The 23730-nt window shown below is 43.9% G+C and carries 22 protein-coding genes; all 22 read right to left on the bottom strand.

The window, feature by feature from the left end; all coding sequences use genetic code 11:
* Positions 1-4: 4 nt before the first annotated feature.
* Complete coding sequence (rimP, locus tag NSS67_RS14750; protein WP_042128863.1) at positions 5-472, bottom strand: ribosome maturation factor RimP; 468 nt, start codon at positions 470-472, stop codon at positions 5-7.
* Positions 473-771: 299 nt separating this feature from the next.
* Positions 772-5100 (bottom strand): PolC-type DNA polymerase III, encoded by a 4329-nt coding sequence (locus NSS67_RS14745; protein WP_339320225.1) that lies wholly within the window; start codon positions 5098-5100, stop codon positions 772-774.
* A 270-nt stretch (positions 5101-5370) separates the two neighbouring features.
* On the bottom strand, positions 5371-6819 hold the full coding sequence (proS, locus tag NSS67_RS14740) for a proline--tRNA ligase (protein WP_339320224.1): 1449 nt from the start codon (positions 6817-6819) through the stop codon (positions 5371-5373).
* 25 nt (positions 6820-6844) lie between these two features.
* Positions 6845-8119, bottom strand: a complete 1275-nt coding sequence (gene rseP / locus NSS67_RS14735; RefSeq protein ID WP_339320223.1) for an RIP metalloprotease RseP — start codon at positions 8117-8119, stop codon at positions 6845-6847.
* A gap of 155 nt (positions 8120-8274) precedes the next feature.
* Positions 8275-9414, bottom strand: coding sequence for a 1-deoxy-D-xylulose-5-phosphate reductoisomerase (locus NSS67_RS14730; protein ID WP_339320222.1), 1140 nt, complete (start codon positions 9412-9414; stop codon positions 8275-8277).
* A 20-nt stretch (positions 9415-9434) separates the two neighbouring features.
* On the bottom strand, positions 9435-10238 hold the full coding sequence (locus NSS67_RS14725; protein ID WP_339320221.1) for a phosphatidate cytidylyltransferase: 804 nt from the start codon (positions 10236-10238) through the stop codon (positions 9435-9437).
* Positions 10239-10259: 21 nt separating this feature from the next.
* On the bottom strand, positions 10260-11027 hold the full coding sequence (locus NSS67_RS14720; protein WP_339320220.1) for an isoprenyl transferase: 768 nt from the start codon (positions 11025-11027) through the stop codon (positions 10260-10262).
* 78 nt (positions 11028-11105) lie between these two features.
* Entirely contained in the window at positions 11106-11660 is a 555-nt protein-coding gene (gene frr, locus NSS67_RS14715) for a ribosome recycling factor (protein ID WP_313641224.1), read from the bottom strand.
* The gene (gene pyrH, locus NSS67_RS14710; RefSeq protein WP_036688491.1) at positions 11660-12388 is read right to left on the bottom strand and encodes a UMP kinase; all 729 of its coding nucleotides are present in this window, start codon (positions 12386-12388) and stop codon (positions 11660-11662) included. The genes frr and pyrH overlap by 1 nt, the downstream gene beginning before the upstream one ends.
* Before the next feature lie 105 nt (positions 12389-12493).
* Positions 12494-13144 (bottom strand): translation elongation factor Ts, encoded by a 651-nt coding sequence (gene tsf / locus NSS67_RS14705; RefSeq protein WP_060623080.1) that lies wholly within the window; start codon positions 13142-13144, stop codon positions 12494-12496.
* 132 nt (positions 13145-13276) lie between these two features.
* Entirely contained in the window at positions 13277-13978 is a 702-nt protein-coding gene (rpsB, locus tag NSS67_RS14700) for a 30S ribosomal protein S2 (RefSeq protein ID WP_036688493.1), read from the bottom strand.
* A gap of 161 nt (positions 13979-14139) precedes the next feature.
* Positions 14140-14784 carry an endolytic transglycosylase MltG gene (locus NSS67_RS14695; RefSeq protein WP_339320219.1) on the bottom strand — a complete coding sequence of 215 codons (645 nt, stop codon included), beginning with the start codon at positions 14782-14784 and terminating at the stop codon, positions 14140-14142.
* Positions 14781-15359 carry a hypothetical protein gene (locus NSS67_RS14690; protein WP_339320218.1) on the bottom strand — a complete coding sequence of 193 codons (579 nt, stop codon included), beginning with the start codon at positions 15357-15359 and terminating at the stop codon, positions 14781-14783. The genes NSS67_RS14695 and NSS67_RS14690 overlap by 4 nt, the downstream gene beginning before the upstream one ends.
* A gap of 39 nt (positions 15360-15398) precedes the next feature.
* On the bottom strand, positions 15399-15713 hold the full coding sequence (locus NSS67_RS14685; RefSeq protein WP_339320217.1) for a hypothetical protein: 315 nt from the start codon (positions 15711-15713) through the stop codon (positions 15399-15401).
* A 144-nt stretch (positions 15714-15857) separates the two neighbouring features.
* Positions 15858-17261 carry a FapA family protein gene (locus NSS67_RS14680; protein WP_339320216.1) on the bottom strand — a complete coding sequence of 468 codons (1404 nt, stop codon included), beginning with the start codon at positions 17259-17261 and terminating at the stop codon, positions 15858-15860.
* Between the two features lie 29 nt (positions 17262-17290).
* Entirely contained in the window at positions 17291-18079 is a 789-nt protein-coding gene (locus NSS67_RS14675) for a FliA/WhiG family RNA polymerase sigma factor (protein WP_339320215.1), read from the bottom strand.
* 189 nt (positions 18080-18268) lie between these two features.
* Entirely contained in the window at positions 18269-18679 is a 411-nt protein-coding gene (locus NSS67_RS14670) for a hypothetical protein (protein WP_339320214.1), read from the bottom strand.
* A 2-nt stretch (positions 18680-18681) separates the two neighbouring features.
* Positions 18682-19179, bottom strand: a complete 498-nt coding sequence (locus NSS67_RS14665) for a chemotaxis protein CheD (RefSeq protein ID WP_339320213.1) — start codon at positions 19177-19179, stop codon at positions 18682-18684.
* Positions 19172-19798: a chemotaxis protein CheC gene (locus tag NSS67_RS14660; protein ID WP_339320212.1), complete on the bottom strand. Its 627-nt coding sequence runs from the start codon at positions 19796-19798 to the stop codon at positions 19172-19174. Before NSS67_RS14660 ends, NSS67_RS14665 begins: the two co-directional genes overlap by 8 nt.
* A 3-nt stretch (positions 19799-19801) precedes the next feature.
* Positions 19802-20263 (bottom strand): chemotaxis protein CheW, encoded by a 462-nt coding sequence (locus tag NSS67_RS14655; RefSeq protein WP_339320211.1) that lies wholly within the window; start codon positions 20261-20263, stop codon positions 19802-19804.
* Positions 20264-20290: 27 nt separating this feature from the next.
* Positions 20291-22369, bottom strand: coding sequence for a chemotaxis protein CheA (locus NSS67_RS14650; protein WP_339320210.1), 2079 nt, complete (start codon positions 22367-22369; stop codon positions 20291-20293).
* A 34-nt stretch (positions 22370-22403) separates the two neighbouring features.
* Complete coding sequence (locus tag NSS67_RS14645) at positions 22404-23726, bottom strand: chemotaxis response regulator protein-glutamate methylesterase (RefSeq protein WP_339320209.1); 1323 nt, start codon at positions 23724-23726, stop codon at positions 22404-22406.
* Between the last annotated feature and the right edge of the window lie 4 nt (positions 23727-23730).

The following is a 23730-nucleotide window of genomic DNA, read 5'->3' as shown; positions in this document are numbered from 1 at the left end:
GACGTTAAAAAATAATGGCCAATCTCGCGCTTGCGACTTTGGCGTACGGTACTACATGTTCTTTTTTGCCCGCGGAGATGAGCAGTTCCTCGTTCTCGAACGAGAGCAAACGACCTTCAAATTCTTTGAGCCCTTGAATCGGCTCATAAACAGTCACATACACGTCCTTACCTACCGCTTTCGCTACATCCGCAGCTTTTTTGAGAGGACGCTCTGCTCCCGGCGAGGATACCTCAAGGAAATAAGCCTCAGGGATAGGATCATTCTCATCCAATTGCTGACTGAAATATTCGCTAATGCTTCCGCAGTCATCAATATCAATGCCGCCTTCTTTATCTACGAATATACGCAGAAACCAATTGGAGCCTTCCTTCACGTATTCAACGTCCACCAGTTCGAAACCATTGTCGTCGAGATAGGGCCCGAGCATCTGCTCTACCGTTTGTTTAATTTTAGATTTGGGTGTGCTCAAAAGAAAATTACCTCCACGAACTTGTCTTTTGCTATATACCAAAGATAAAGAGTGGGTTTCCCCACTCTTTACACAACGGACTTATCTCATTATTACCAAAGAAATTATACCATAGTGAGTCTGGACTGACAAGTGCTAGCCCTTGACTCCCCCTTTGGTGAGCTCTTTTCTAGAAATACAAGAAAGTATAAGTTTCACGTCATCCTATACGTTTTGTATTTTTCGCAGAAACGGGTACCGTCCCAAAAAGGACGGCAAAGCCGTTTCTGCTTACCATGAAATAAGTGTTGTTAAAGCCTTTAAAATAGGGAAAGTTGATTGCTCTCCGGTAAGCCGCGGAAGCAGCCCATGCCCGTCAGCAATTCAATAACTGTCTTACTCGCCTTTGATTTCTGCTGGAAATCCTCAATAGAAAGGAACTCTCCAGCATCCTTCGCAGCAGCTATGTTGATCGCAGCATTCTCACCGATTCCAGCTAATGAAGAAAACGGTGGAATCAAACTTTTCCCATCAACAATAAACTTATTCGCTCCGGAACGGTAAAGATCTATATTTTTGAATGTGAAACCACGTGCCGTCATCTCCAAAGCCATCTCAAGGACAGGTAACATCGCCTTTTCTTTAGGCAAAGCTTGGAATCCTTTTTGCTCAATTTCTACGATCTGACGGTTGATGGCTTCATATCCCTTACAGCACAATTCAATGTCAAAATCTGCTGCCCGTACAGAGAAATAGGTCGCATAATATTCAATAGGATAATACAGCTTGAAGTAGGCGGTACGTACTGCAGAGATAACGTATGCAGCAGCATGCGCCTTCGGGAACATGTATTGAATCTTCAGACAAGAATCAATATACCATTGCGGAACCTTGCAATTCTTCATTTCCTCGATCCATTCGGCAGACAACCCTTTACCCTTACGAACACTCTCGGTAATCTTAAAGGCCAAGCCCGCATCCATTCCCGCTTTATAAATCAGGAAGAGCATGATATCATCCCGGCAACCAATAACGGTCTTAATGTTACAGGTGTTATTCTTTATAAGCTCTTGCGCATTACCAAGCCAAACCCCAGTACCATGAGACAAGCCTGATATTTGCAGTAAGTCAGCAAAGCTGGACGGCTTCGATTCAATAAGCATTTGCCGTACGAACTTGGTGCCCATTTCGGGCACTCCATAGGTTGCAACCGGTGATCTGATCTCGTCAGGTCTTACACCAAGAGCATCAGTAGAGTTAAACATGCTCATTACTTTCGGATCATTCATCGGTATAGTGGTTGGATCAACACCTGTTAAATCCTGCAGCATCCGCATCATCGTCGGATCATCATGACCCAGAATATCAAGCTTCAGCAGATTGGCGTCAAAAGCGTGATAATCAAAGTGTGTTGTCTTCCACTCGGCATTGACATCATCCGCCGGGAATTGCACTGGCGTAATATCTTCTACCTCCATATAGTCTGGAACAACGACTATACCACCGGGATGCTGCCCCGTACTACGTTTAACGCCTGTACAGCCAGCCGCCAGACGGCCGACCTCAGCTCCACGCCAACGTTTCTGGTGCAATTCTTCGTATTTTTTTGCAAAACCGAAGGCTGTCTTCTCAGCTACCGTACCGATGGTTCCGGCACGGAACACATTTTTCTCACCAAACATTTCTTTGGTAAAGTTATGTGCATTCGGCTGATATTCCCCTGAGAAGTTCAAATCGATATCGGGAACCTTATCCCCCTTAAATCCAAGAAAAGTCTCAAACGGAATATCCTGACCTTCACCTTTGAGCTTCTCCCCGCAATCTGGGCAAACCTTGTCTGGTAAATCGAATCCACTCCGCACACTGCCGTCCAGGAACCATTCACTATGGCGACACTCAGGATTAAGGCAAATATAATGAGCTGGCAAAGGATTAACTTCTGAAATTCCCAGAAATGTCGCTACAACAGAAGAGCCTACAGAACCCCGCGATCCTACGAGATACCCATCCTGATTTGATTTTTTAACAAGACGTTCAGAAATCAAATAGTTGGCAGAGAAACCGTATTTGATAATTGGAGCAAGCTCTTTCTCCAACCGAGCTATAACTACCTCAGGTAATTCTTCACCATAAATAGATTTAGCAGTGTTGTAACAGGTTTCGCGAATTTCTTCGTCTGCTCCGTCAATAATTGGTGTAAATAGCTTATCTGGAAAAAGCTCCAGCTCTTCAAAACGTTCAGCCAGCTCAACTGTATTCGTAACCACGACCTCCATCGCTTTTTCAGCACCGAGGAATTCGAATTCAGCCAGCATTTCATCCGTTGTTCGGAAATGAGCATCCGGTTTGCGTTGGTCTTTAAGAGGACTAAAGCCTGTAATCCCGTTAATCGTAATATCACGATACAGCTTGTCCCTCGGTTCGAGATAATGTACATTTCCCGTTGCTATAACAGGTTTATTCAGCTGTTCCCCTATTTCACAAACCTTACGGACTACATCGCGAAGCTCGTCTGGACCTGCTACAAAACCCTTGTCCACCAAATGCATGTACATGGTCAATGGCTGAATCTCCAGCACATCGTAAAAATGAGCAACCTCCATGGCTTCTTCAGTCGTTTTATTGAGTACTGCTTCAAAAAACTCGCCACGTTCACAACCGGATATTACGAGCAGTCCATCTCGATGCTCTTCCAGCTTGGATTTAGGAATACAAGGTACACGTTTGAAATATTCCGTATGCGACATGGAAATGAGTTTATAGAGATTTTTTTTGCCCACCTGATTAAGCGCGTAAATATTACAGTGAAACGGTCTTGTATTCGAAAGGTCATTACCCACATAATCATTTAGTCGATCAAGGCGAGTCATGCCCTTCATCTTTTCAGCATCCGCGAGCAAGCCTGTTAAAATCCCGCCAAGTGCTATGGTATCGTCTATCGCACGGTGATGACTTTCCAAAAGAACTTTATATTTATCGGCTAATGTATTCAGCCTGTGATTCTTCATTGACGGATATAGTAAACGTGCGAGTTCCAGGGTATCGAGTGATGGATTCTGCAGTGTAGGCAGACCCAGTTTAACTAACGATGCCTGAATAAAACCCATATCAAATCTGGCGTTATGAGCAACAAGGATACTGTCACCTACAAATTCAACAAACTTATGCAGTACTGGTTCAAGATCAGGAGCATCCTTAACCATTTCATCCGTAATATTGGTCAATTGCTGAATATGATAAGGGATCTTCTCATGCGGATTAACAAAAGTAGAATAACGGTCTACTTCTTTGCCTTCGCACATTTTAATGGCCGCCAGCTCCGTAATATTATTGCGGGTAATCGATAACCCCGTGGTTTCTATATCAAACACTACATAGGTAGCTGTCTTCAAGTCCAAAGGCTGAGCATTCTCCACAATATTCACAGAGTCATTCACGACATTGGCTTCCACACCATAAATCATTTTTATTTTATGCTTATGAGCTGCATGGTTCGCATCAGGAAAAGCCTGAACTCCGCCATGATCAGAAATAGCGATTGCTGGATGCCCCCACTGGGCAGCTGTTTTGACATAGGTAGTGATCGGTGTGACCGCATCCATCGTACTCATCGTAGTGTGAAGGTGGAACTCCACGCGTTTCTTAGGAGCTGTATCTTTACGCGCAGGCGGTGCCTTAACTTCTGTTAAGTCCGAAGGGATCATCACTAGCTCCGGAATCTGCATGAAACGGTCATATTCTACTTTTCCGCGTGCTTTCACCCATTTACCGTTAGCAAGCTGACCCATAACCTTCAGATCCTCTTTGGTCTTAGCAAACATCTTCATTTGTAAAGAATCTGTAAAGTCAGTGAGCGTAAAGGTGAATAAGGTATTTCCGTTGCGAAGCTCTTTTCGATCCAGACCAAAAATGGTACCTTGAACTGTAATTTTCTTCTCTTCATCTTGAATTTCAAGCATCGGCACAGCCTGTTCCTTAATTTCATATCCCACTTGAAGCTTGATCACTTCATTCGGATCACTATCATCAACAGGCTCTTCGGCTTCTACTGCAGACATCATCTGTTCAACGATCTCTCGTTGTTCCTGCTGAAGCTTTTGCTGAAATTCTTCGTATGCTTCAACATTATTATTTTCGTTCTCCGCCATTAGCAACTTAACTTTTAAAGTGAGTCCGAAATACTTATCATAAAATTTAATAATTGCCCCATCGATGCCCTTTTTACGAGCCAGCTCCATAGAAGTGGAGTCACTCATCGTCAACATTAAGGTGTCATCTTTTAGCTCTTGGCTAGAGCGTGTCAGCCAGCCGTTAACCGAAGGGATCTCGCGGGTCACCCACTCCAGAAACAATCCCCAATATTCTTGGATTAGCTCTGCTCTACTAACTTTTTCATCATATACGAACAAAAAGCTTACCTTGGCTATATGCTGCAGCTTCTCACGCATTCTGAGGCAAAATGTCCGGTATACCTGCGCTGGAACCAGACTTTCTTTCGCAATGACAATTTGCCAGTCTCGGTTACCGCGGCTGATCTCTACACGTTCTATATATCCATCTAAAAAGTAGGGATCCATGATTGCAGGTGGAATTTCACCTTGCTTCATCAAGAGCTCGAATCTTTTTCTTCTCTCCTGGTTTTGTTCCATGCTTTCCTCCCACCTTTGATAACTCCGTAAAACACATCCAATGATATTCAGTGAACGTACAATATGATAAGAAGAAACGACGTTGTCGTCTTTTAAAGACGATAACCGTTTCTCGTAAAAATAGAAGGATAATTTTTTGCGTAAGCCTATATATCCTTATATTTTAAAAAGCTTCTGGATTCAAAAAGCATTGGGTTCTTTAGGCCCGCTGACTCCTCTCTCCAGAAGCTAGATTAAAATACTACAAAACTGTTGATCGGTGCCAAAAGATTAATATGCCTTTGCAAAAACCACAGTGTGCTCAGCTGGTTTACCACAGCAAATGCAGACTTCCTTCTTCTCCGCCGGATCGAAAGGAATGTTACGGCTGCCCGCACCTGTCTCTTCCTTAACTTTGGACTCGCATTCTTCGGAACCACACCAGCCAGCCAGTGCAAAGCCGCGTTTTTCTTCCATCGAAGCTTTCATTTCTTCTAAGGAATCTACAGAATAGAAATGATCCTCACGGAATTTCAGGGCACGTTCGAACATTTCATTGTGAACCTGTTCTAACATTGCTTGAACCTCTTCGACAAGGTTCTCCTGTTGAATAACCTTCTTCTCACCTGTGACACGTGAGACGATCACGCAGACGCCATTCTCCATGTCGCGTGGTCCAAGCTCTAAGCGCACTGGTACACCACGCATTTCATATTCATTGAACTTCCAACCTGGAGTTACATCGGAGCGGTCGTCCACACGTACGCGAACGCCAGCGTTCTTCAGCTCCTTGAACAGCTCGTCCGTCCGTCCAATCACAGCTTCGCGAGTCTTAGGTGGTCCGATAGGAATCATAATCACTTGAGTTGGCGCTACTTTAGGTGGCAGAACAAGACCACGGTCATCACCATGCACCATAATCAGCGAACCAATCAAGCGTGTAGTGGATCCCCATGAAGTAGTGTGCACATATTCCAAATTATTGTCACGGCTCAAATACTGGATCTCAAAAGCTGTTGCGAACTTGGTACCCAAGTAATGTGAGGTTGCAGCCTGCACAGCCTTTCCATCTTTCATCATCGCTTCAATAGAATAAGTATCTACTGCACCAGCAAAACGCTCGGAAGGTGTCTTCTGTCCAGTGATTACCGGAATGGCAAGGAAAGTTTCTGCAAAATCACGGTAGTTGTCTAGCATCTTCATTGTTTCTTCGCGAGCTTCAGCTTCATTCTCATGCGCGGTATGCCCTTCTTGCCAGAGAAACTCAGTGGTTCGAATAAATGGTAATGTACGCTTCTCCCAGCGCACCACATTCGCCCACTGATTGATAAGAACAGGAAGGTCACGATAGGACTGAATCCATTTGGAATACATATGGCCGAACATGGTCTCAGAGGTAGGACGGACTGCCAGACGTTCCTCAAGCACGTCACCACCTGCCTCAGTTACCCATGGCAGTTCGGGATTAAAGCCTTCAATATGATCCTTTTCCTTTTGAAAGAAGCTTTCTGGAATGAACACCGGGAAATAAGCATTACGATGCCCAGTTTCCTTGAGGCGACGGTTCATCTCCGCCTGAATATGCTCCCATATTTCATAGCCTTCTGGCTTAAATACGATACAGCCTCGAACAGGAGAGTAATCCATCAAGTCTCCTTTTTTAATAACATCAATATACCAGCGTGAGAAATCCTCGCTCTGCGGCGTGATTTCCGTAACGAATTGCTTATCTTTTGCCATGTAATGGAATGCCTCCCGAAGAAAATTAGCCGCTGATCAAACGTAAAATATCATTATACGTAACAGCAATCATTAATAAAAATAGCAGTGCAAATCCAACAAAGTGAACCATACCCTCACGACTCGGATCTACAGGTTTACCACGTAATGCTTCCACACCTAGGAACGCCAGTCGGCTTCCATCTAGTGCTGGAATCGGTAGTAGATTAAAGATCCCTAAATACAGACTTAGGATAGCGGCCCAGTAAGTAAGATACTGGATACCTTGTTGGGCAATTTGACCGGTTACCTCAAAGGTACGAACCGGGCCTCCAATATCATCCATATTGAATTTATTGATCAATTGCTTAAAGCCCAGAAAGATAGCTTCGGTCGTATCGACCATAGCTTTACCTGAACCTGTCAACGTCTCGCCAATCCCTGCTTTGCGGGTAGGCAGTTCAGGTGTAATCCCAATTTTACCGCCTTCTTGTCCCTCCATGCTACGAGGAACGAGAGTCACGTTAAGGGTCTCATCACCACGTTGCAGCGTCCATTTCATTTCTTTCCCTTTGGACTCTGAGGTTAAGTCAATCATTTTTTTGTAATCGGAACCGATCTTCTCACCGTTTATGGAGACAATAATGTCACCCTTTTGCAATCCTGCCTCTTGCGCCGGCATTCCTTCAGAGATGTCGCCAATCTTAACATAAGTAGGATTCTCGACCGGAATACCAACCATCTGCAAATGGATGGCAAACAGTACAAAGGCTAAAAGGAAGTTCATTACAGGACCCGCAACAATAGCCAGTGCACGTTGACCTACGGTCTTGCTACCAAATTGACGATCTTTGGGCGCAATTTGAGTCTGCTGAGTCCCTCTGATCATCATAGCTTGCGGATGGACTTCATAAGTAGTAACTTCGCCATCCACATCCAAGCGGATTTGCAAATCATTTTCCAGATCGGTGTGTAAAGCCTCACCACGGATGACATTTTTACGTGTATCCAGTGCGTCCAAATAAATATTCTTCACTTTGTTATCCTGGCCGAGTCTTACCGCAATGGTCTGTCCTGAGCCAATTTCAATAATCTCTGGATCTTCACCAGCCATCCGAGCATAACCGCCAAAAGGCAGTAAACGCAGAGTGAATTGTGTCTCATTCCGTTTATAAGAAAACAGTTTCGGACCGAAACCGATAGCAAATTCCCTCACGAGTATACCGGCGCGTTTGGCAAAATAATAGTGACCCCATTCATGAACAGTCACCAGAACAAAAAACATGAGCACCGTTAATAAAACGACTTGAACCATTTCCAAACGTATCATCCCCCTTTAGGTGTAAGACCGAAGTATGTCCTCTTAATTTATCATTATTCTCCGATCAGGCACAAGAGAATCAACTGACCCAACCTATTTTAGGGCAAAGTAAGTATTTCCAGCCAAGCAATAACGCCTTCGGCTCTTTCTACGTTCTACAGCGTTGCTGCCAGCTCACGAACTCGAATGTCGCAGGATTCAATCTGCTCCAGATTTGGATTATCCTCGTTAACATGACGATGTAACACTTCTCCGATGATCTCCTCAATGCGCAAGAATGGAATCTCACGACTCAAGAAACGAGCTACAGCGATTTCATTTGCAGCATTAAAAGCAGTAGTAGCTGTCCCTCCAGCTTTTCCACATTCCATGGCTAGCTTCAGCGCAGGGAATCGTTCATAATCCATTTCTCGGAAAGTCAAACGTCCAATTTCAGCTAACGATAAACGCTGTGCCGGTGACTCCCAGCGATCGGGATATGTGAGCGCATATTGAATAGGGACACGCATATCGGGAGTACCAAGCTGAGCAATAATGCTGCTATCGCGGAACTCAACATAAGAGTGAATGATACTCTCTGGATGCAATAGCACATTCACTTGTTCATAAGGAAGGCCAAATAACCAATGCGCTTCAATAACCTCAAGACCTTTATTCACCATTGTAGCAGAATCAATCGTTATTTTCGCGCCCATGCTCCAATTCGGATGACGAAGTGCATCTTCTACCGTTACATTGCTGAGTTGATCACGAGTGAAATCTCGGAAAGATCCACCAGAAGCTGTTAAAGTAATACAAGCAACATCAGCAAGATTCTCACCATTTAAGCATTGAAAAATAGCAGAGTGCTCGCTATCAATAGGTAACAGCTTAACGCCCTTACGATTAGCGAGTTCAGTGACGAGATGTCCTGCTGTTACCAAAGTCTCTTTATTGGCTAGTCCAATATGTTTGCCTGCTTCGATTGCAGCTAACGTGGATTGGAGGCCTACGCTACCCATAACAGCCGTTACGACCATTTCGGCATCTCCACCAGCTGCCACCTCAACAAGACCTTCATTTCCGCTGTATAGCTGTGTGCCAGAAGGCAGACTGGATCTAATCTCATCAGCCAGTTCCTTTGTCGCAACAGAAACACGACGTGGGTTAAACCGGCGAACTTGTTCCAGCAATAATGCTGTATTCGTTCCAGCCGCCAAGCCATCAACTTGAAAAGAGTCTGGGTGCATAGCGATGACATCTAGAGTCTGAGTGCCTATCGAACCTGTGGAACCAAGAACACTTATTTTTTTCATAGTTATACCCTCTCCTTCCGTTAATAGTAAGGCATAAGCGTTACGATATGTACGAATGGAAATACGATAATCCAGCTATCACATCGATCAAGAATACCACCGTGCCCTGGCAGAAGCGTGCCTGAATCTTTGATACCATACGCACGTTTATAAGCAGATTGCACAAGATCACCAAGCTGACCCAATACCGCACAAGAAAGCCCTATAAGGATCGCTCGTCCTATCGCTAATTGTTCAGGAGCAACTATTGCAAAAACGATAGCTATTAGCATCGAGATCACTACTCCACCAACCGCACCTTCCACCGTTTTGTTAGGACTAATGGCAGGCCAAAGCTTGTTCTTCCCCATGCTTTTTCCAACAAAGTAGGCTCCGGCATCACTGCCCCAAATGCAGAAAAGGAGCAAGAACGTCCATAACAAACCATGTCCGTCATCCGATGCACGAGCCATGGCCATATAGGAAAAACCCATTCCAATGTATACTATACCAGTAAACAGCAAGGCTGTTACTCGAATATCCAATTTATTTTTAGTAAAAACTGTAACTAAAAGGAACAACAGCAGCAGAATCCAAATTCCTTGTTCCCACGAAAAGGGTGCAGAGATCCCAAGCAAATTCCAAGGGATCATGAAACTTAGAATGGCTGCATAACCAAGAACGGTAGAACCGGAAAGCGCAGGTATCCCTATCATTTTCACAAATTCATAAAACCCGATAAAAGCCATGGCAGTGAGTAACAACTGATATGGCCAGTTCCCCAACACGCATAAGCCTAAAAATAGTGCTCCGGCAACAATTCCGGTAATCAATCGCTGCTTCAAAGGTTTCCATCTCCTAACAAGCTACTTCAGTCCACCATAGCGACGTGTACGGCGTTGATATTCAGCAACTGCTTGATGCAAATGCTCTTTGTTAAACTCAGGCCAATACACATCAGTAAACCACAGCTCACTATAAGCAAGCTGCCATAGCATGAAATTGCTAAGTCGCATTTCTCCGCTTGTACGTATAAGCAAATCCGGATCTGGTAATCCACCTGATAACATTCGGCTATCGATTAGATCAGTGGTAATATCGTCCGGTGATAACGCCCCCGATTGGATGTCCTTACCAATGCTGCGCATGCAGTCCTCAATTTCTTTGCGTCCCCCATAATTAAGAGCAAAATTCAATATAAGTCCTGTATTGCCCTGTGTCCGGGAAACCGCTTCTTCCATAGCCTTGCGTGTAAATGAAGGTAATGCATCAGTATCACCCATCATTCGTACTTGGACATTCTTCTCAATCAGTTCATCAAGCTCAATGGCTAGAAACTCCACTGGCAAGCGCATCAGATAATCGACTTCTTCCTTTGGTCGTTTCCAATTTTCTGTCGAGAACGCATACATCGTTAAAAACTCGATACCCAGTTCGTCTGCAGCGATTGTAGCACGTTTGACAGCCTTCATGCCATTCTGATGACCCACAACGCGCGGCAACCCGCGTCGTTTGGCCCAACGCCCATTGCCGTCCATAATAACAGCCACATGCCGGGGAATGTTATCCGGTGAAATCTCGACTGGCTGTTGCCTGTCTTTACGGCTCAGCCACGCTTGAACCCGTTTGATCATTTCCGTTTCCTCCAAGCTCTTATCAGAAAGAGACAAACCCCACCATTAACGGAGGGGCCTTAAGTCTCTAGAATATCTTTATACTTCCATAATCTCTTTTTCTTTGGATACAAGCACTTTATCGACTTCGGCTATGAATTTATCCGTAGTCTTTTGAATGTCCTCTTGATGTCCACGGGACTCATCTTCCGAGATACCGTTTTTCTCCATCTTCTTAATATCATCGTTGGCATCGCGGCGAATGTTGCGGATCGCTACTTTCGCTTCTTCACCAAATTTCTTCGTCAGCTTCACCAAATCCGTCCGACGTTCTTCAGTCAGCGGAGGGATAGAAAGACGAATAATTGTGCCGTCATTCGCAGGCGTTAAACCGATATCCGATTTCATGATCGCCCGTTCAATGTCAGACATCGATGTTTTGTCCCACGGCTGGATTAACAGCGTCCGGGAATCCGGAGTACTGATGTTCGCCAGCTGATTGATTGGAGTAGGGGAACCGTAATATTCAACTTGAATGCGATCTAGCAGAGATGTTGTTGCACGCCCTGCCCGCAATGTTGCCAAGTCACGTTTCAGCGATGAAATCGCTTTGTCCATACGCTCTTCGGCATTTTTTTTGACCGATTGTGGCATTAATCTACACTCCCTTTAACAATCGTTCCGATCTTCTCACCGAGAACGACACGTTTGATATTGCCTTGTTCAGTAATGGCAAATACAATGAGCGGTATATTATTATCCATACATAGAGATGAAGCTGTTGAATCCATAACACCAAGGTTTTTGTTCAGAACATCCATGTAAGTGAGCTGTTCAAACTTCTCGGCTGTGCTGTCTTTAAACGGATCTGCTGAATATACACCATCAACCTTATTCTTCGCCATCAGAATAACTTCTGCTTCGATCTCTGCCGCTCTAAGAGCTGCAGTAGTATCTGTTGAGAAGAATGGGTTACCTGTGCCTGCTGCAAAAATAACAACGCGGCCCTTCTCCAAGTGGCGAATCGCACGACGACGAATGTACGGTTCAGCAATTTGCTGCATCGAGATCGAAGTCTGCACTCTTGTTGGCACATCGATTTGCTCTAATGCATCCTGCAGTGCAAGTGAATTCATTACTGTTGCCAGCATGCCCATATAATCTGCAGTAGCACGATCGATGCCGCTTGCGCTGCCAGCGATCCCGCGCCAAATGTTACCTCCGCCACAAACAATCGCAACCTGAACGCCAAGCTCTACAACTTCCTTGATCTGTTCAGCGATGGAAATAATCATGTCGGCATCAATACCATATCCGTTTTGTCCTGCCAAAGACTCTCCACTTACCTTAAGGACTACTCTCTTAAATACCGGCTGTTCCAAATGTATACCCTCACTTTCTACAAAAGACGGAACACTACGTGTACGTGTTCCGCTCTTCTGATGCTTGCCTTTATTCAATTCTTCACATTTATGATGAAGCTATTATTATTGATTAACTTGTGCCATAACTTCTTCTACAAAGTTATCCACTTTCTTTTCCAAACCTTCGCCTAGTTCAAAACGAGCAAAACGACGGATCGAGATGTTTTCTCCGATTGTGCTGATTTTTTCGTTCAACAATTGGGAGATCGTTTTGTCAGGGTCTTTAACGAAGGATTGCTCAAGCAAGCAATATTCTTCGTAATATTTACCAATACGTCCTTCAACCATTTTTTCAATGATTTTCTCAGGCTTACCTTCGTTCAAAGCTTGAGCTTTCAGGATTTCTTTTTCTTTTTCTACATCTTCTTGTGGAACTTCTTCACGACGTACATAACGTGGGTTTGCCGCAGCGATTTGCATAGCGATATCGCGAGCAAAGTCCTTGAAGGAATCTGTTTTACCAACAAAGTCAGTTTCGCAGTTGATTTCTACAAGTACACCAATACGGCCGCCAGCGTGGATGTAAGATTCTACAACGCCTTCAGTAGCAATACGTCCTGCTTTGTTTGCTGCTGCGGACAGACCTTTTTCACGAAGCAATTCTGCTGCTTTAGTGATATCGTTATTAGCTTCTTCAAGCGCTTTTTTACAATCAAGCATACCAGCGCCTGTTCTTTCACGAAGTTCTTTTACTGCTTTTGCATCAACTGCCATTGTTTATTCCCTCCAGGTAATTGTCGTTTTAATACATTATTCAAGGCCTTTATCCTAAAAAAAGGGCAGTGAGAGGTTATCCACCTGCCAACCACCCTTTTCATTTAAGTTCTTGTATGTGTTAATCGCTACTTAAGCAGTAGTTGTGTCTTCGCCTTGGTGAGCTTCAACAACAGCGTCTGCCATTTTACCAGTCAACAATTTCACGGCGCGGATAGCGTCGTCGTTACCTGGAATTACGTAGTCGATTTCGTCCGGATCACAGTTAGTATCAACGATAGCTACGATTGGAATACCCAATTTGCGAGCTTCTGCAACTGCGATACGCTCTTTACGCGGGTCAATGATGAACAACGCGCTTGGTAGACCTTTCATGTTCTTGATACCGCCCAAGAATTTCTCAAGACGATCTTTCTCTTTGCGAAGAAGGATAACTTCTTTCTTAGGTAGAACTTCGAAAGTGCCGTCCTCTTCCCAAGATTCCAATTTCTTCAAACGATCAATACGTTTTTGGATAGTTTGGAAGTTAGTAAGAGTTCCGCCCAACCAACGTTGGTTAATGAAGAACATACCTGAACGTTCTGCTTCTTCTTTTACGGAATCTTGTGCTTGTTTCTTTGTTCCTACGAATAGGATTGTGCCGTTGTCACCAGCGACGCTTTTTACAAAGTTGTAAGCTTCTTCTACCTTCTTGACTGTTTTTTGCAAGTCAATAATGTAAATTCCGTTTCTTTCAGTGAAGATATAACGATCCATCTTTGGGTTCCAACGACGAGTCTGGTGACCGAAGTGTACCCCAGCTTCTAGAAGCTGTTTCATGGAGATTACTGCCATCTTCACACACCTCCTAAGTTTGGTTTATTGTGTGTCTCCTCCGCCGTGTGTCATCTTTCAGCAAGACTTTCTTCAGAAGAAAGCACCCCTTGTCGAAATCAACCGGCGTGTGTTTTAACACCGTCAATTACTATACCATATTTTATTAGTGTATGCAACGATCATTGAAAACTTATTAATTTTTCTAATATAGAATCTAGGCTCTCGCCTTTATTAAAGTTGTAAGAACCGGATTGTATTTTTTTGTTGATTTCACGTTTATTGGCAGCTTGAAGGAAACTAGCCTTATCTTTAATGACCGCAGCCTTCTCCAAAATATCTGCTGTTTCTGTCAATGTGGTACCTGAAGGTATACGAACGAAAATCTCGGCATTCGCAGTGACTTTTGGTGTAACAGGAGCAACAGCGCTTGGTGCAGTAGTGACCTCTGGCTTCTTAACCGTGCCTTCTTTAGGCGTAGAGGGCTCTTTAGGTAGATTTACCTTACTTGGGTCACCAGATACTGTAGGAGATTCTACAGGAGCGGGAGAAGCTGCTACTGTAGGCTCAGAAGGCGCCACATTCTCGTGACTTCCATCCGTTAGTCCGTCAGTCTTTTGATCTTGAGCAGCGTCATCCAAAGCAGTCTCATCCGAAGGGGATTCAGTAGATTCGTCGATGACCTTCAAGTTCAATTTCTCAGCACCTTGTAAAACTTGTTCCTTCGTGAGTGGAGCTGCTCCACCGGATATCATTAATTGAAGTAGTAATGCACCCGCTATTAATCCAGTGCCAAGTCCGAACAAAAAAGAACGGTTCTTCATCATACCGATTCCTCCTGTTTGGCGAGTTGCAGAATCAGTTGCACTTCTCCCCGCTGAAGTCCAGCCGTCTTGGCAATGGAGTCTATCGATTTGCCCTGCTCATGCAGTTCAAACAATCTTGGATATCGCAATTTAATAGAACTGATAGGTTTAGCTTTGACTTCTGGTTGTATTGAATTCATCTCAGATCCGGCAGACGTGTCTTCGATCGCCGGAACTTTAACATACGAACCCTTCTCAACTGAAACTACCAACTCTCTTAAACGCTTTTCTTCGTCAGTTACTCGGCCCTCAAGTAATAAAGAGCTTTTCTGTAATTCTGATAATTGACCCTGCAATCCGCTAATCTGATCTTGCATTATATTATGATTAGTTTGTGATTGCTGCTTAATACTGCTGACTAACTGTACTAGTTCTTCGTTCTCGCGCTCTATGTCAGCCATATATAGCTCAAGCGCAGCCTCCGTTTCTTTGAGGCTTTGCTGCTTTGCTTTTCCTTCCTTCACACGTGCCGGAAGTAGAAGGGCATAAAGAATAGCGGCGACACCTACTAGCACAATATACACCCATGGTTGCAAGTGCCTTATCTCCTTTTACATATCAAATATTATTACTTATTAAAGGCTCAGATCTATACGTTGTCCTTTGTAAGGATGTTCCGCATCACGAGTGCCTGACTTCGAACGTTTCTCCGAAGAAGGATTGCCTCCCGAATGCTGATTGTCTTTACCTCCACCATCGCGCAAAGCAGATTCAGAAGACTCATCCACTTCTGTGCTTCGCATGGACAATTCTTGGCTTTGTTTCACATTTTGCCCGGCCAGTTGATGCTGATCAATAGCGGGGCGTTGCTGAGATTCATTCTGAATCTTACCCGCCTCCGTGGTCCGAGGTAGAGCAATTTGCAGTTCCACTGGTTTTAGGCTCATCATAACCCTCTTCTCATAAGAAGAAACGATGTTGTCGTCTTCTTAAGACGATAACCGTTTCTCGTAAAATATAAGGATAATGTATAACGTGAAACTTATACTTTCTTATATTTCAAGAATGGCCGGCCGCTAATGCTGCCCGCCCGATTAATTGTATGGCGTTAAGGATATATCACCTTCACTATAAACAAACACAACTCGTTCTGTAGGGTCCTTCACAAATCGCGTATATCTCCCGATCATAATTTTGGATCCACCATAGATCGTTTTGATCACTTCTACTCTAGCTCTGCCTGTATCTTCTAGCATTCTTTCAATCTCTAGCACGCGTTCTTTAATTCTTTTTTCCTCACGTTGATGAGATTGTTTGGTAGCATTCAATTTAACGCGAAGCGCCACTTTATCCGCAGGTAGTTGACCGTTGGTTGCCAATTGATTTAAGAGGTACAAGGCTTTAGAGGTTTTATCCTCATTTTCAAGCAATTGACGCAGTGATTGACGTAGCTCGTTAATCTCATTTCTGAGCTCAGGAACTACTCCTACCTCAATTGAAGTCGATGTGGACATGGTATTGCCTATTGTACGTGCTACGACTCTTTCCCCGGACTGAACAGTTCCGCCAACAATCAATCCCTTTGCTCCGTTACAAAGAACATCTCTACCCGCACGAATATTGGAATGCATAATGCTCTGGGATACAATGACATCTTCACCGGCTGTAACATTACCATCTTGAATGAATGAGACCTTAACATTTTTTCCAGCGGTTACATGTCCTTTGTTATAGCCGATAATTCCACCCGTAATTTCGATGGATCCACCAGAGATTAATTCTGCTCCTTCAACTCCACCAACTACACGAATATCACCAGCGGACTTTACAGAGAATCCTGACAGTACGTTTCCCCGAATAACAACTGTACCTACAAAATCAATATTCCCCGTGCTGTAATCCACATCACCATTCACTTCATACACAGGGAACACATTGATTTTTCCGCTATCGGTTAAAGTAACTAGACCATCAATCGCGGCATACATCGAAGTTCCATTGTTATCAACGAGTACGTTCTTTCCGATTTTAAAATGAGCTTCCTTCCCAACTCTGAAAGCAAGCTCATCACCAGTTACAGTCTTTCCATGCTTACCAGGCTGAGCAGGGATAATTCTAGCTATCAACTTTCCTTTGAGAACATTACGAAGCCGAACCAAATCCTTATAATCTACCTTACCATCTGCTTTTTCAATCGGCTTGCGATCCTCTTCCAAATCAACAGTGAGCATGATTCGGCCATCGATGCCATTCACAGCAGCTTCGCCTATAGCAATAGTGACTTTACTCCAAAAAAATTCCTCCGGATGACTACAAATACGTTCAACAACATCACGCTGGATACCGAAGCGAATATTGTGACTGTGTAAGAAGGCTTCCAATTCTTGAGGTGAGGTAGAAAAATTCTCATCCTTTTTGGAAAACTGCAAATACGCGATCCCTTTGTCCTCCGAAAAAGTAATACTCAAGTACTGATTCAAAGCATTTTGACCGATCAAATTTTGCTCCCCCTTGTCACCGCTAACGGTTAATCGTTCTGCATTAGTAGATCGCGATTCTTCTCAAGCGTTCCTCTCAGCCGCAAAATGGCTTTGGAATGAAGCTGCGAAATCCGTGAAGGAGATAAGGACATAACCTCTGCGATTTCGCTCAATGATAAATCTTCATAATATAAAAGGGACACAACGGTCCGTTCTTTCACCGTTAATTTCTCTATACCTTTGGTGAGCGCTTCACGTAAGTAGAACTCATTTACCTTGCTATCCGGATTTTTAGCTTTATCGTCCACCAGTATGGACATCCGGGTCTCTGATTCCTCTTCACGAATTGGATCTTCCAGTGAACATAGTGACATTACAGCCACATCCTGCAACATATTTTGAAATTCTGTTACACTGATATTTAGATATAGACTCATTTCCTCATCACTAACGGATCTTAGGTACTTCTGTTCCAGCTGCTGATAGGCATCCTCGATTTTTTTAGCTTTTTCTCGCACTGATCTAGGTACCCAATCACTTTGGCGTAATGAATCTAATATTGCACCGCGTACACGCCAGGACGCATAAGTCTGAAACTGCAATCCTCGTTTGTAGTCGAATTTCTCAATCGCATCAATCAATCCCATTACTCCATTACTAGCTAAATCATCTTTAGATACATTCTTGGGCAACCCCACAGCCAAACGGCTGGATACATAATCTACAATATGGAGATAACTCTCTATCAGCTTCTTCTTAGCTTCAGGGTCACCGTGTTCTTTCCACTGTTCCCATAGCTCGTCAGTTTCCAATTGAGAAGCTTTACGCTCGTTCAATAGCTTTCACCCTTCCCAAAGTTTAGTCAGAGAGCTTGTCGCGGCGAAACCTGCCTAGTCACAAGCATAAACGCCTTCGGCGTCCTTATAAGGACGGTAGCGTTTAAGCGAGAAATATAAGGATCATGTATACCGTGAAACTTATACATTCTTATATTTTAAGATAATCGATTTCGCCACAGCGCTCGCTTATTCTTCTTTCAGGTGACGAACGGCCTTGGCCAATTCTTCTGGATCTTTCATAGAAACTAGTTTAGGAGGTGTAAGAGGCTTGAACCCCTCACTGTTCCCGCTTCCTTGTCCTGGCTTCGGTTTAAGCAGGTTGATTAACTCTTCATCCTCATCAGGGGTACTGATGTCTAGCTTCGCACCTAATTCCTCTCCACTTATATCCTGTTCATCCGGAGGCGATGATTGATACACAATAAAACCCAATACCCATCTTAGAAGGAATGCAAGCAGAAACCAGATGATAAAACCTAATAGACTTCGTAATAAACTAGTACCGAGAACATTATTACTGTAGGTTATAAAAAAAGTGAAAACAAAACCTACCAAACCAAACAGCAAGTTTACCCAAATGTTTCCAATCATCTTCATAATTATATTTCCTTAGCGCCTTTTTGCACACTGCGGATGAACAATACGCCAGTGTTGCAGGCAATTTCTATCGTACGGCCATAATTACCGCCTGTGTCTTCCGCGACTAACGGAATTCTTAAATGCTCAAGAGCAAGTTTACAAGATTCAACATTACGAGGCCCGATCCTCATGGTGTCGCTCCCCCCGGCAAAGGCAAACATTTGTGATCCTCCTGCCATCTTGGCTACGATCCGACTACGAACCGCCCCAAGCTCCAGCAAACGGGATAAGAGCTCCGGCACTGCAGTATCTGCAAACTTTGCGATGTTTAACTGTCCTTCCCTAGCAATCTCAGAAGTTGGGAGCATCACATGCGCCATTCCCGCGAGTTTTTTTCCAGGGTCAAACAATGTCAATCCCACGCAGGAGCCAAGACCCGTTGTACGAATCAAACTATCCTGGCTTCCAATGTTAAGATCGGCCATCCCTACTTTAATAATGCTTTGTTCTTCAATCATTTTCAAAAGGAACTCCTAGCGATTTGAAGATTTTTGGGAATGATTCCGGGTCGGGAATTAGGAAAAATTGCCCTTCAATTTCGTTTTTCCCCTCAAAAAAGGTAGTATCAATCAACAATGCATCGTCGCCCATTTGCCCAAATTGCAGCAAGCCGTAGCTTAGGATGGCTCCAGCCATATCCATGGCAAGCGCAGGAACTGTTGGATACATAGAAAGTGAGGTGAAGTCTGCAAGAGAAGATAGGTACGACCCCGCCAAAATATTTCCAATTTCACTTAGCGCGGAAAGTTCCATTTCTCCAAGTTCTTGGTTACTCAAAATCTCGATGCCTGCGATACGACTAAGTAAGTTTAAAGCTGCTTCCGGTGAAAGAATGAAAAACAGATTACCTGGAGCTTCACCCTCCACACGTAAGAAAACTGCATATACTAATTCTTCCGCTCCACCAACTTTGTCCGTAATCTCTTCAAAGTTGAGAAGCTGTACCTTGGGAACAGCCATATCAATTGGCTTATTTAAGAGCTGTGATAATGCGGTAGCTGCATTTCCAGCTCCAATATTCCCGACTTCCTTAAGCACGTCCATTTTGAAATCCTTATAGTGCTTAAATAATTCCACAGGTTAGCCCTCCAGGCTTTCTAATTGAACGATTTCGGCTTTGTTAAGCACTTCTGACAAATTAAGCATAATGAGCAAGCGCTCTTCACCTATCTTGGCCACCCCATCTAAATACTTCGCCTTGATGCCGCCAACAACATCTGGAGGTGTATCGATAGAATCTCTGTTCAAATCTATTACATCATTTGCTGAATCTACTATGAAACCTACTTCCATTTCATTAACAGATACGATAATTACACGAGTCTGATCCGTGTGTTCAGCCTCTTCGATCCCAAAGCGGCCTCGAAGATCAATTACAGGAATAACAACACCACGTAAATTAATAACACCTTTGATAAAAGAATAAGTTTTAGGTACACGGGTAATTGGCATCATGCGCTCAATCGTTTGTACCTTCTCAACTTCGATACCGTATTCCTCTGAGCCTAATTTGAACACTATCACTTTAATATCTTCAGCCATGGAATGAACCTCCCTGTTCTATCCTAGTTATTTAATAAACGCATTCGGATCAATAATAAGTGCTACTTGGCCATCCCCAAGTATGGTTGCGCCAGATATCCCTTGAATATCAGGTAAATATTTACCTAGATTCTTGATAACGATCTCGTTCTGACCAATAAAATCCTGTACAGCTAAAGCGACAAGACGTTCTCCCTTGCGAACAACTACGATTTCTGTCTCTTCTTCAGTACTCTCATCATAATCAGGCACCGAAAAGATACGACTAAGAGAAACTAATGGAATATGAGAATTCCGGAATTCCAACATTTTGTTACCATGAATCGTACGGATTTGAGTGTTCTTCACGATACCAGTTTCCACAATAGAGGATAATGGAATAGCATACTTCTCAGAGCCCAATCGAATAAGCATTGCTGCAATAATAGATAGTGTAAGTGGCAGCTGCACTGAGAAATTCGTACCTTTGCCTGGTGAAGAATATATCGTTACATGACCACCCAAGGAAGAAATCTTAGCTTTTACAACATCCAGCCCTACACCACGACCTGAAACATCAGAAATAACCTCTGCCGTACTGAAACCTGGTGCAAATAGCAATTGATACGCGGCCTCATCCGACATATTGGCTGCCTGTTCTTGCGTAATCACGCCTTTTTTCACAGCAGACTTCAGAACCTTCTCAGGATAAATACCTGTACCATCTTCTTCGATTTCAATAAAGACATGATTTCCACTGTGGAAAGCTCGTAGATGGACCGTTCCAGTCTCTGGTTTACCAGCAGCAACGCGGTCAGCAATGGATTCAATACCGTGATCTACCGCATTACGTAATAAATGTACTAGCGGATCACCGATTTCATCGATTACCGTCCGGTCAAGCTCCGTTTCGGCTCCAGTTATAATTAGATCTACTTTCTTGTCAAGCGACTTTGCTAGATCGCGAATCATGCGTGGAAACCGGTTAAATACGGTATCTACAGGAACCATTCGAAGCTTCATAACAATATTCTGGAGATCTCCACTTACACGGCCCATATGCTCGACGGTTTCCGTAAGATCACCATTCTGAACCTCTGAAGCTAGCTGCTCCAAACGAACTCGGTCAATCAGAAGCTCACTAAATAAATTCATGAGCACGTCTAAACGTTCGATATCTACACGAATCGTACGTGAAGGTGCACCACCTGCTTTGGCTGTTCCCGGCTTATTACCTTCATCTTTGGTAGGCATTGGCTTAGCAGATGCTACTGGAGCGGGCGCAGATGCAGGTTTTGTCTCAACAGCTGTAGCAGCTACCTCAGAAACGGCTGCTGCCGATTCCTGACCAAGCATTTTTAAGGATTCTTGATCTAGTGCTACTGCCGTTACTTTATCAATTTCAGACAAATTCATAATCATGGCCTGAATTTGATCAGCGGTTTTTTGGGTTATGTAATAGAGTGAAAAGCTTTGGTCAAATTTCTCTTGTTCTATATCTTGAACGGATGGGAAGGATTTAACCACTTCGCCTGAGCGTTCGAGAAGATCGAACACCATATATGCACGCACAGCTTTAAGTTGACAATCCTTGCGGATAGTTACATCCACATACAATACTTGATGCCCTTCTTGAATCGATTGTTCTAGAACAGAAAATTGGAACTCATCCAAATGAATTGGTGTTTCAGCTGCTTGTGCAGCAGGTGTAGCAGCACCAGCTCCTGCGCCGCCCGCAGCAGGAACCTCTCCCCGGACTATAGCCTGTAGGGATGAGACAATGGCCGATACATCTGCCTTACCTTCGCCGCCCCTAGTAATATCTTCTACCATAGACTCTAAGGCATCCAAACTTTTGAATAACGTATCAAAAATGAAATCCTGCATGCGCAGCTTGTTATTACGTACAAGATCTAACACATTTTCCATTTGGTGTGTAAGTGAAGCCAAATCTTCAAAGCCCATAGTCGCTGCCATACCTTTTAAAGTGTGCGCAGAGCGGAATATTACCTGTACGATACTAAGATCCTCAGGATTCGCTTCCAGCCCCATCATGCTCTCGTTTAATGACTGCAGATGATCATTCGACTCATCAATAAACATGGATAAATATTGGTTCATGTCCATAGTTGAGCACCTCCCCTTCGAGTTCGCTTGTCCGTTATTTAACGGCTTGCACTAGCCTTGGAGCAATTTCTTGCAAAGGCAGTACATATTTGACGCACTGCAATTCCACCGCGGATCGCGGCATCCCGTAAACGACACAGGTCTCTTCACTTTCAGCAAAAGTTGAAGTTACCCCTGAGTCATAGAGAGATTTCATCATCCTTGCACCATCACTACCCATCCCTGTCATCAGCAACACGTGCCTTTCTAGCGATGTGAGTGGGAGCAACGATTCGAATAAAACATCCACTGAAGGTCGGTGGCCATTACGTGGCTCTTCCTTCGTGAGTACAACTGCATATTGCCCTCTAGTTGATGGGGTAACTTGTAAATGATAGCCTCCAGGTGCAATGTAAGCAGCTCCTTTTCGTAATATCATCCCCTGCTCTGCTTCTAACACTTCTAGCGGACTGAATGTATTCAGTCGCTGGGCTAGTGATTTCGTGAAGTTAGGTGGCATATGCTGCACAATGACAATAGGAGCCGGAAAATCCGCAGGGATTTTCTCCAACAATACCTTTAGTGCACGTGGTCCGCCTGTAGAACAGCCGACAGCAACTAATTTGTGCAAGTCCTTACTACCAGATATTCGATCCGAAAAAAGTACAGGAGGTTCAGAGGATACCTCCACTACAGAATTCAGCACCGGCTTGGGCGGGATCGTTTTTTTCTCTACTTTAGACCTAGGTTTAGTCTTATCAGAGATTGGTGTTCGAGTAGAGATTAAAGGTTTAGTTACTTTTGGGGGTATAGTACTATCTATTGGCTGCTTTCCCCTAGGTTTTCTTATCAATTCATTTTTAAGAGAAGATTTAATCTCTACCTTAGGTTTGTCAGGTATCAATCTCGGTGCTGTTGTCTCTAAAGGCACATTAACAGGCGTCTTAAAAGCAGATGCTCGCGCTTCACGCTGCTCCCGAGCCAGCATAGCTTCTTTCATTTGTTCTCTTAGGGATTCCCCTACACCCGTTATATCCTGAGAGTTAGATATCGAAGGTTTACGAATGAAATCAAATGCGCCCCATTCCAGTGCAAGAATGGTTTCCTTCATGCCCTCTTCATTAATGCCTGACAGCATAATCACTGGCAGCGGATATGACGCCATTATTATTTTCAGCGCTTCCAGGCCGTTCATCTCTGGCATTTCCACATCCATGGTAACTAGATCTGGACGAAGCTCGTTTATTTTCTCGATAGCTTCTCGACCATTAGTGGCTGTTGACGTTACCTGAAAGTCAGCGTCCTTTTCAATTAAATCGGAAATGATCTTGCGCATAAATGCAGAATCATCAACAACCAAAACTTTATATGGCTTCATATCA

It is taken from the genome of Paenibacillus sp. FSL R10-2734 (assembly GCF_037963865.1).
Lineage (GTDB): Bacteria > Bacillota > Bacilli > Paenibacillales > Paenibacillaceae > Paenibacillus_AQ.
This window is presented reverse-complemented; position numbering and strand designations above follow the sequence as displayed.

Excerpts from the sequence above, each read along its gene's own strand:
- NSS67_RS14745 (WP_339320225.1), bottom strand. The coding sequence starts at position 5,100 with ATGGAACAAAACCAGGAGAGAAGAAAAAGATTCGAGCTCTTGATGAAG.
- proS (WP_339320224.1), bottom strand. The coding sequence starts at position 6,819 with ATGGCAAAAGATAAGCAATTCGTTACGGAAATCACGCCGCAGAGCGAG.
- NSS67_RS14730 (WP_339320222.1), bottom strand. The coding sequence starts at position 9,414 with ATGAAAAAAATAAGTGTTCTTGGTTCCACAGGTTCGATAGGCACTCAG.
- NSS67_RS14720 (WP_339320220.1), bottom strand. The coding sequence starts at position 11,027 with ATGATCAAACGGGTTCAAGCGTGGCTGAGCCGTAAAGACAGGCAACAG.
- frr (WP_313641224.1), bottom strand. The coding sequence starts at position 11,660 with ATGCCACAATCGGTCAAAAAAAATGCCGAAGAGCGTATGGACAAAGCG.
- tsf (WP_060623080.1), bottom strand. The coding sequence starts at position 13,144 with ATGGCAGTTGATGCAAAAGCAGTAAAAGAACTTCGTGAAAGAACAGGC.
- rpsB (WP_036688493.1), bottom strand. The coding sequence starts at position 13,978 with ATGGCAGTAATCTCCATGAAACAGCTTCTAGAAGCTGGGGTACACTTC.
- NSS67_RS14695 (WP_339320219.1), bottom strand. The coding sequence starts at position 14,784 with ATGATGAAGAACCGTTCTTTTTTGTTCGGACTTGGCACTGGATTAATA.
- NSS67_RS14685 (WP_339320217.1), bottom strand. The coding sequence starts at position 15,713 with ATGATGAGCCTAAAACCAGTGGAACTGCAAATTGCTCTACCTCGGACC.
- NSS67_RS14670 (WP_339320214.1), bottom strand. The coding sequence starts at position 18,679 with ATGAAGATGATTGGAAACATTTGGGTAAACTTGCTGTTTGGTTTGGTA.
- NSS67_RS14665 (WP_339320213.1), bottom strand. The coding sequence starts at position 19,179 with ATGATTGAAGAACAAAGCATTATTAAAGTAGGGATGGCCGATCTTAAC.
- NSS67_RS14655 (WP_339320211.1), bottom strand. The coding sequence starts at position 20,263 with ATGGCTGAAGATATTAAAGTGATAGTGTTCAAATTAGGCTCAGAGGAA.
- NSS67_RS14650 (WP_339320210.1), bottom strand. The coding sequence starts at position 22,369 with ATGGACATGAACCAATATTTATCCATGTTTATTGATGAGTCGAATGAT.
- NSS67_RS14645 (WP_339320209.1), bottom strand. The coding sequence starts at position 23,726 with ATGAAGCCATATAAAGTTTTGGTTGTTGATGATTCTGCATTTATGCGC.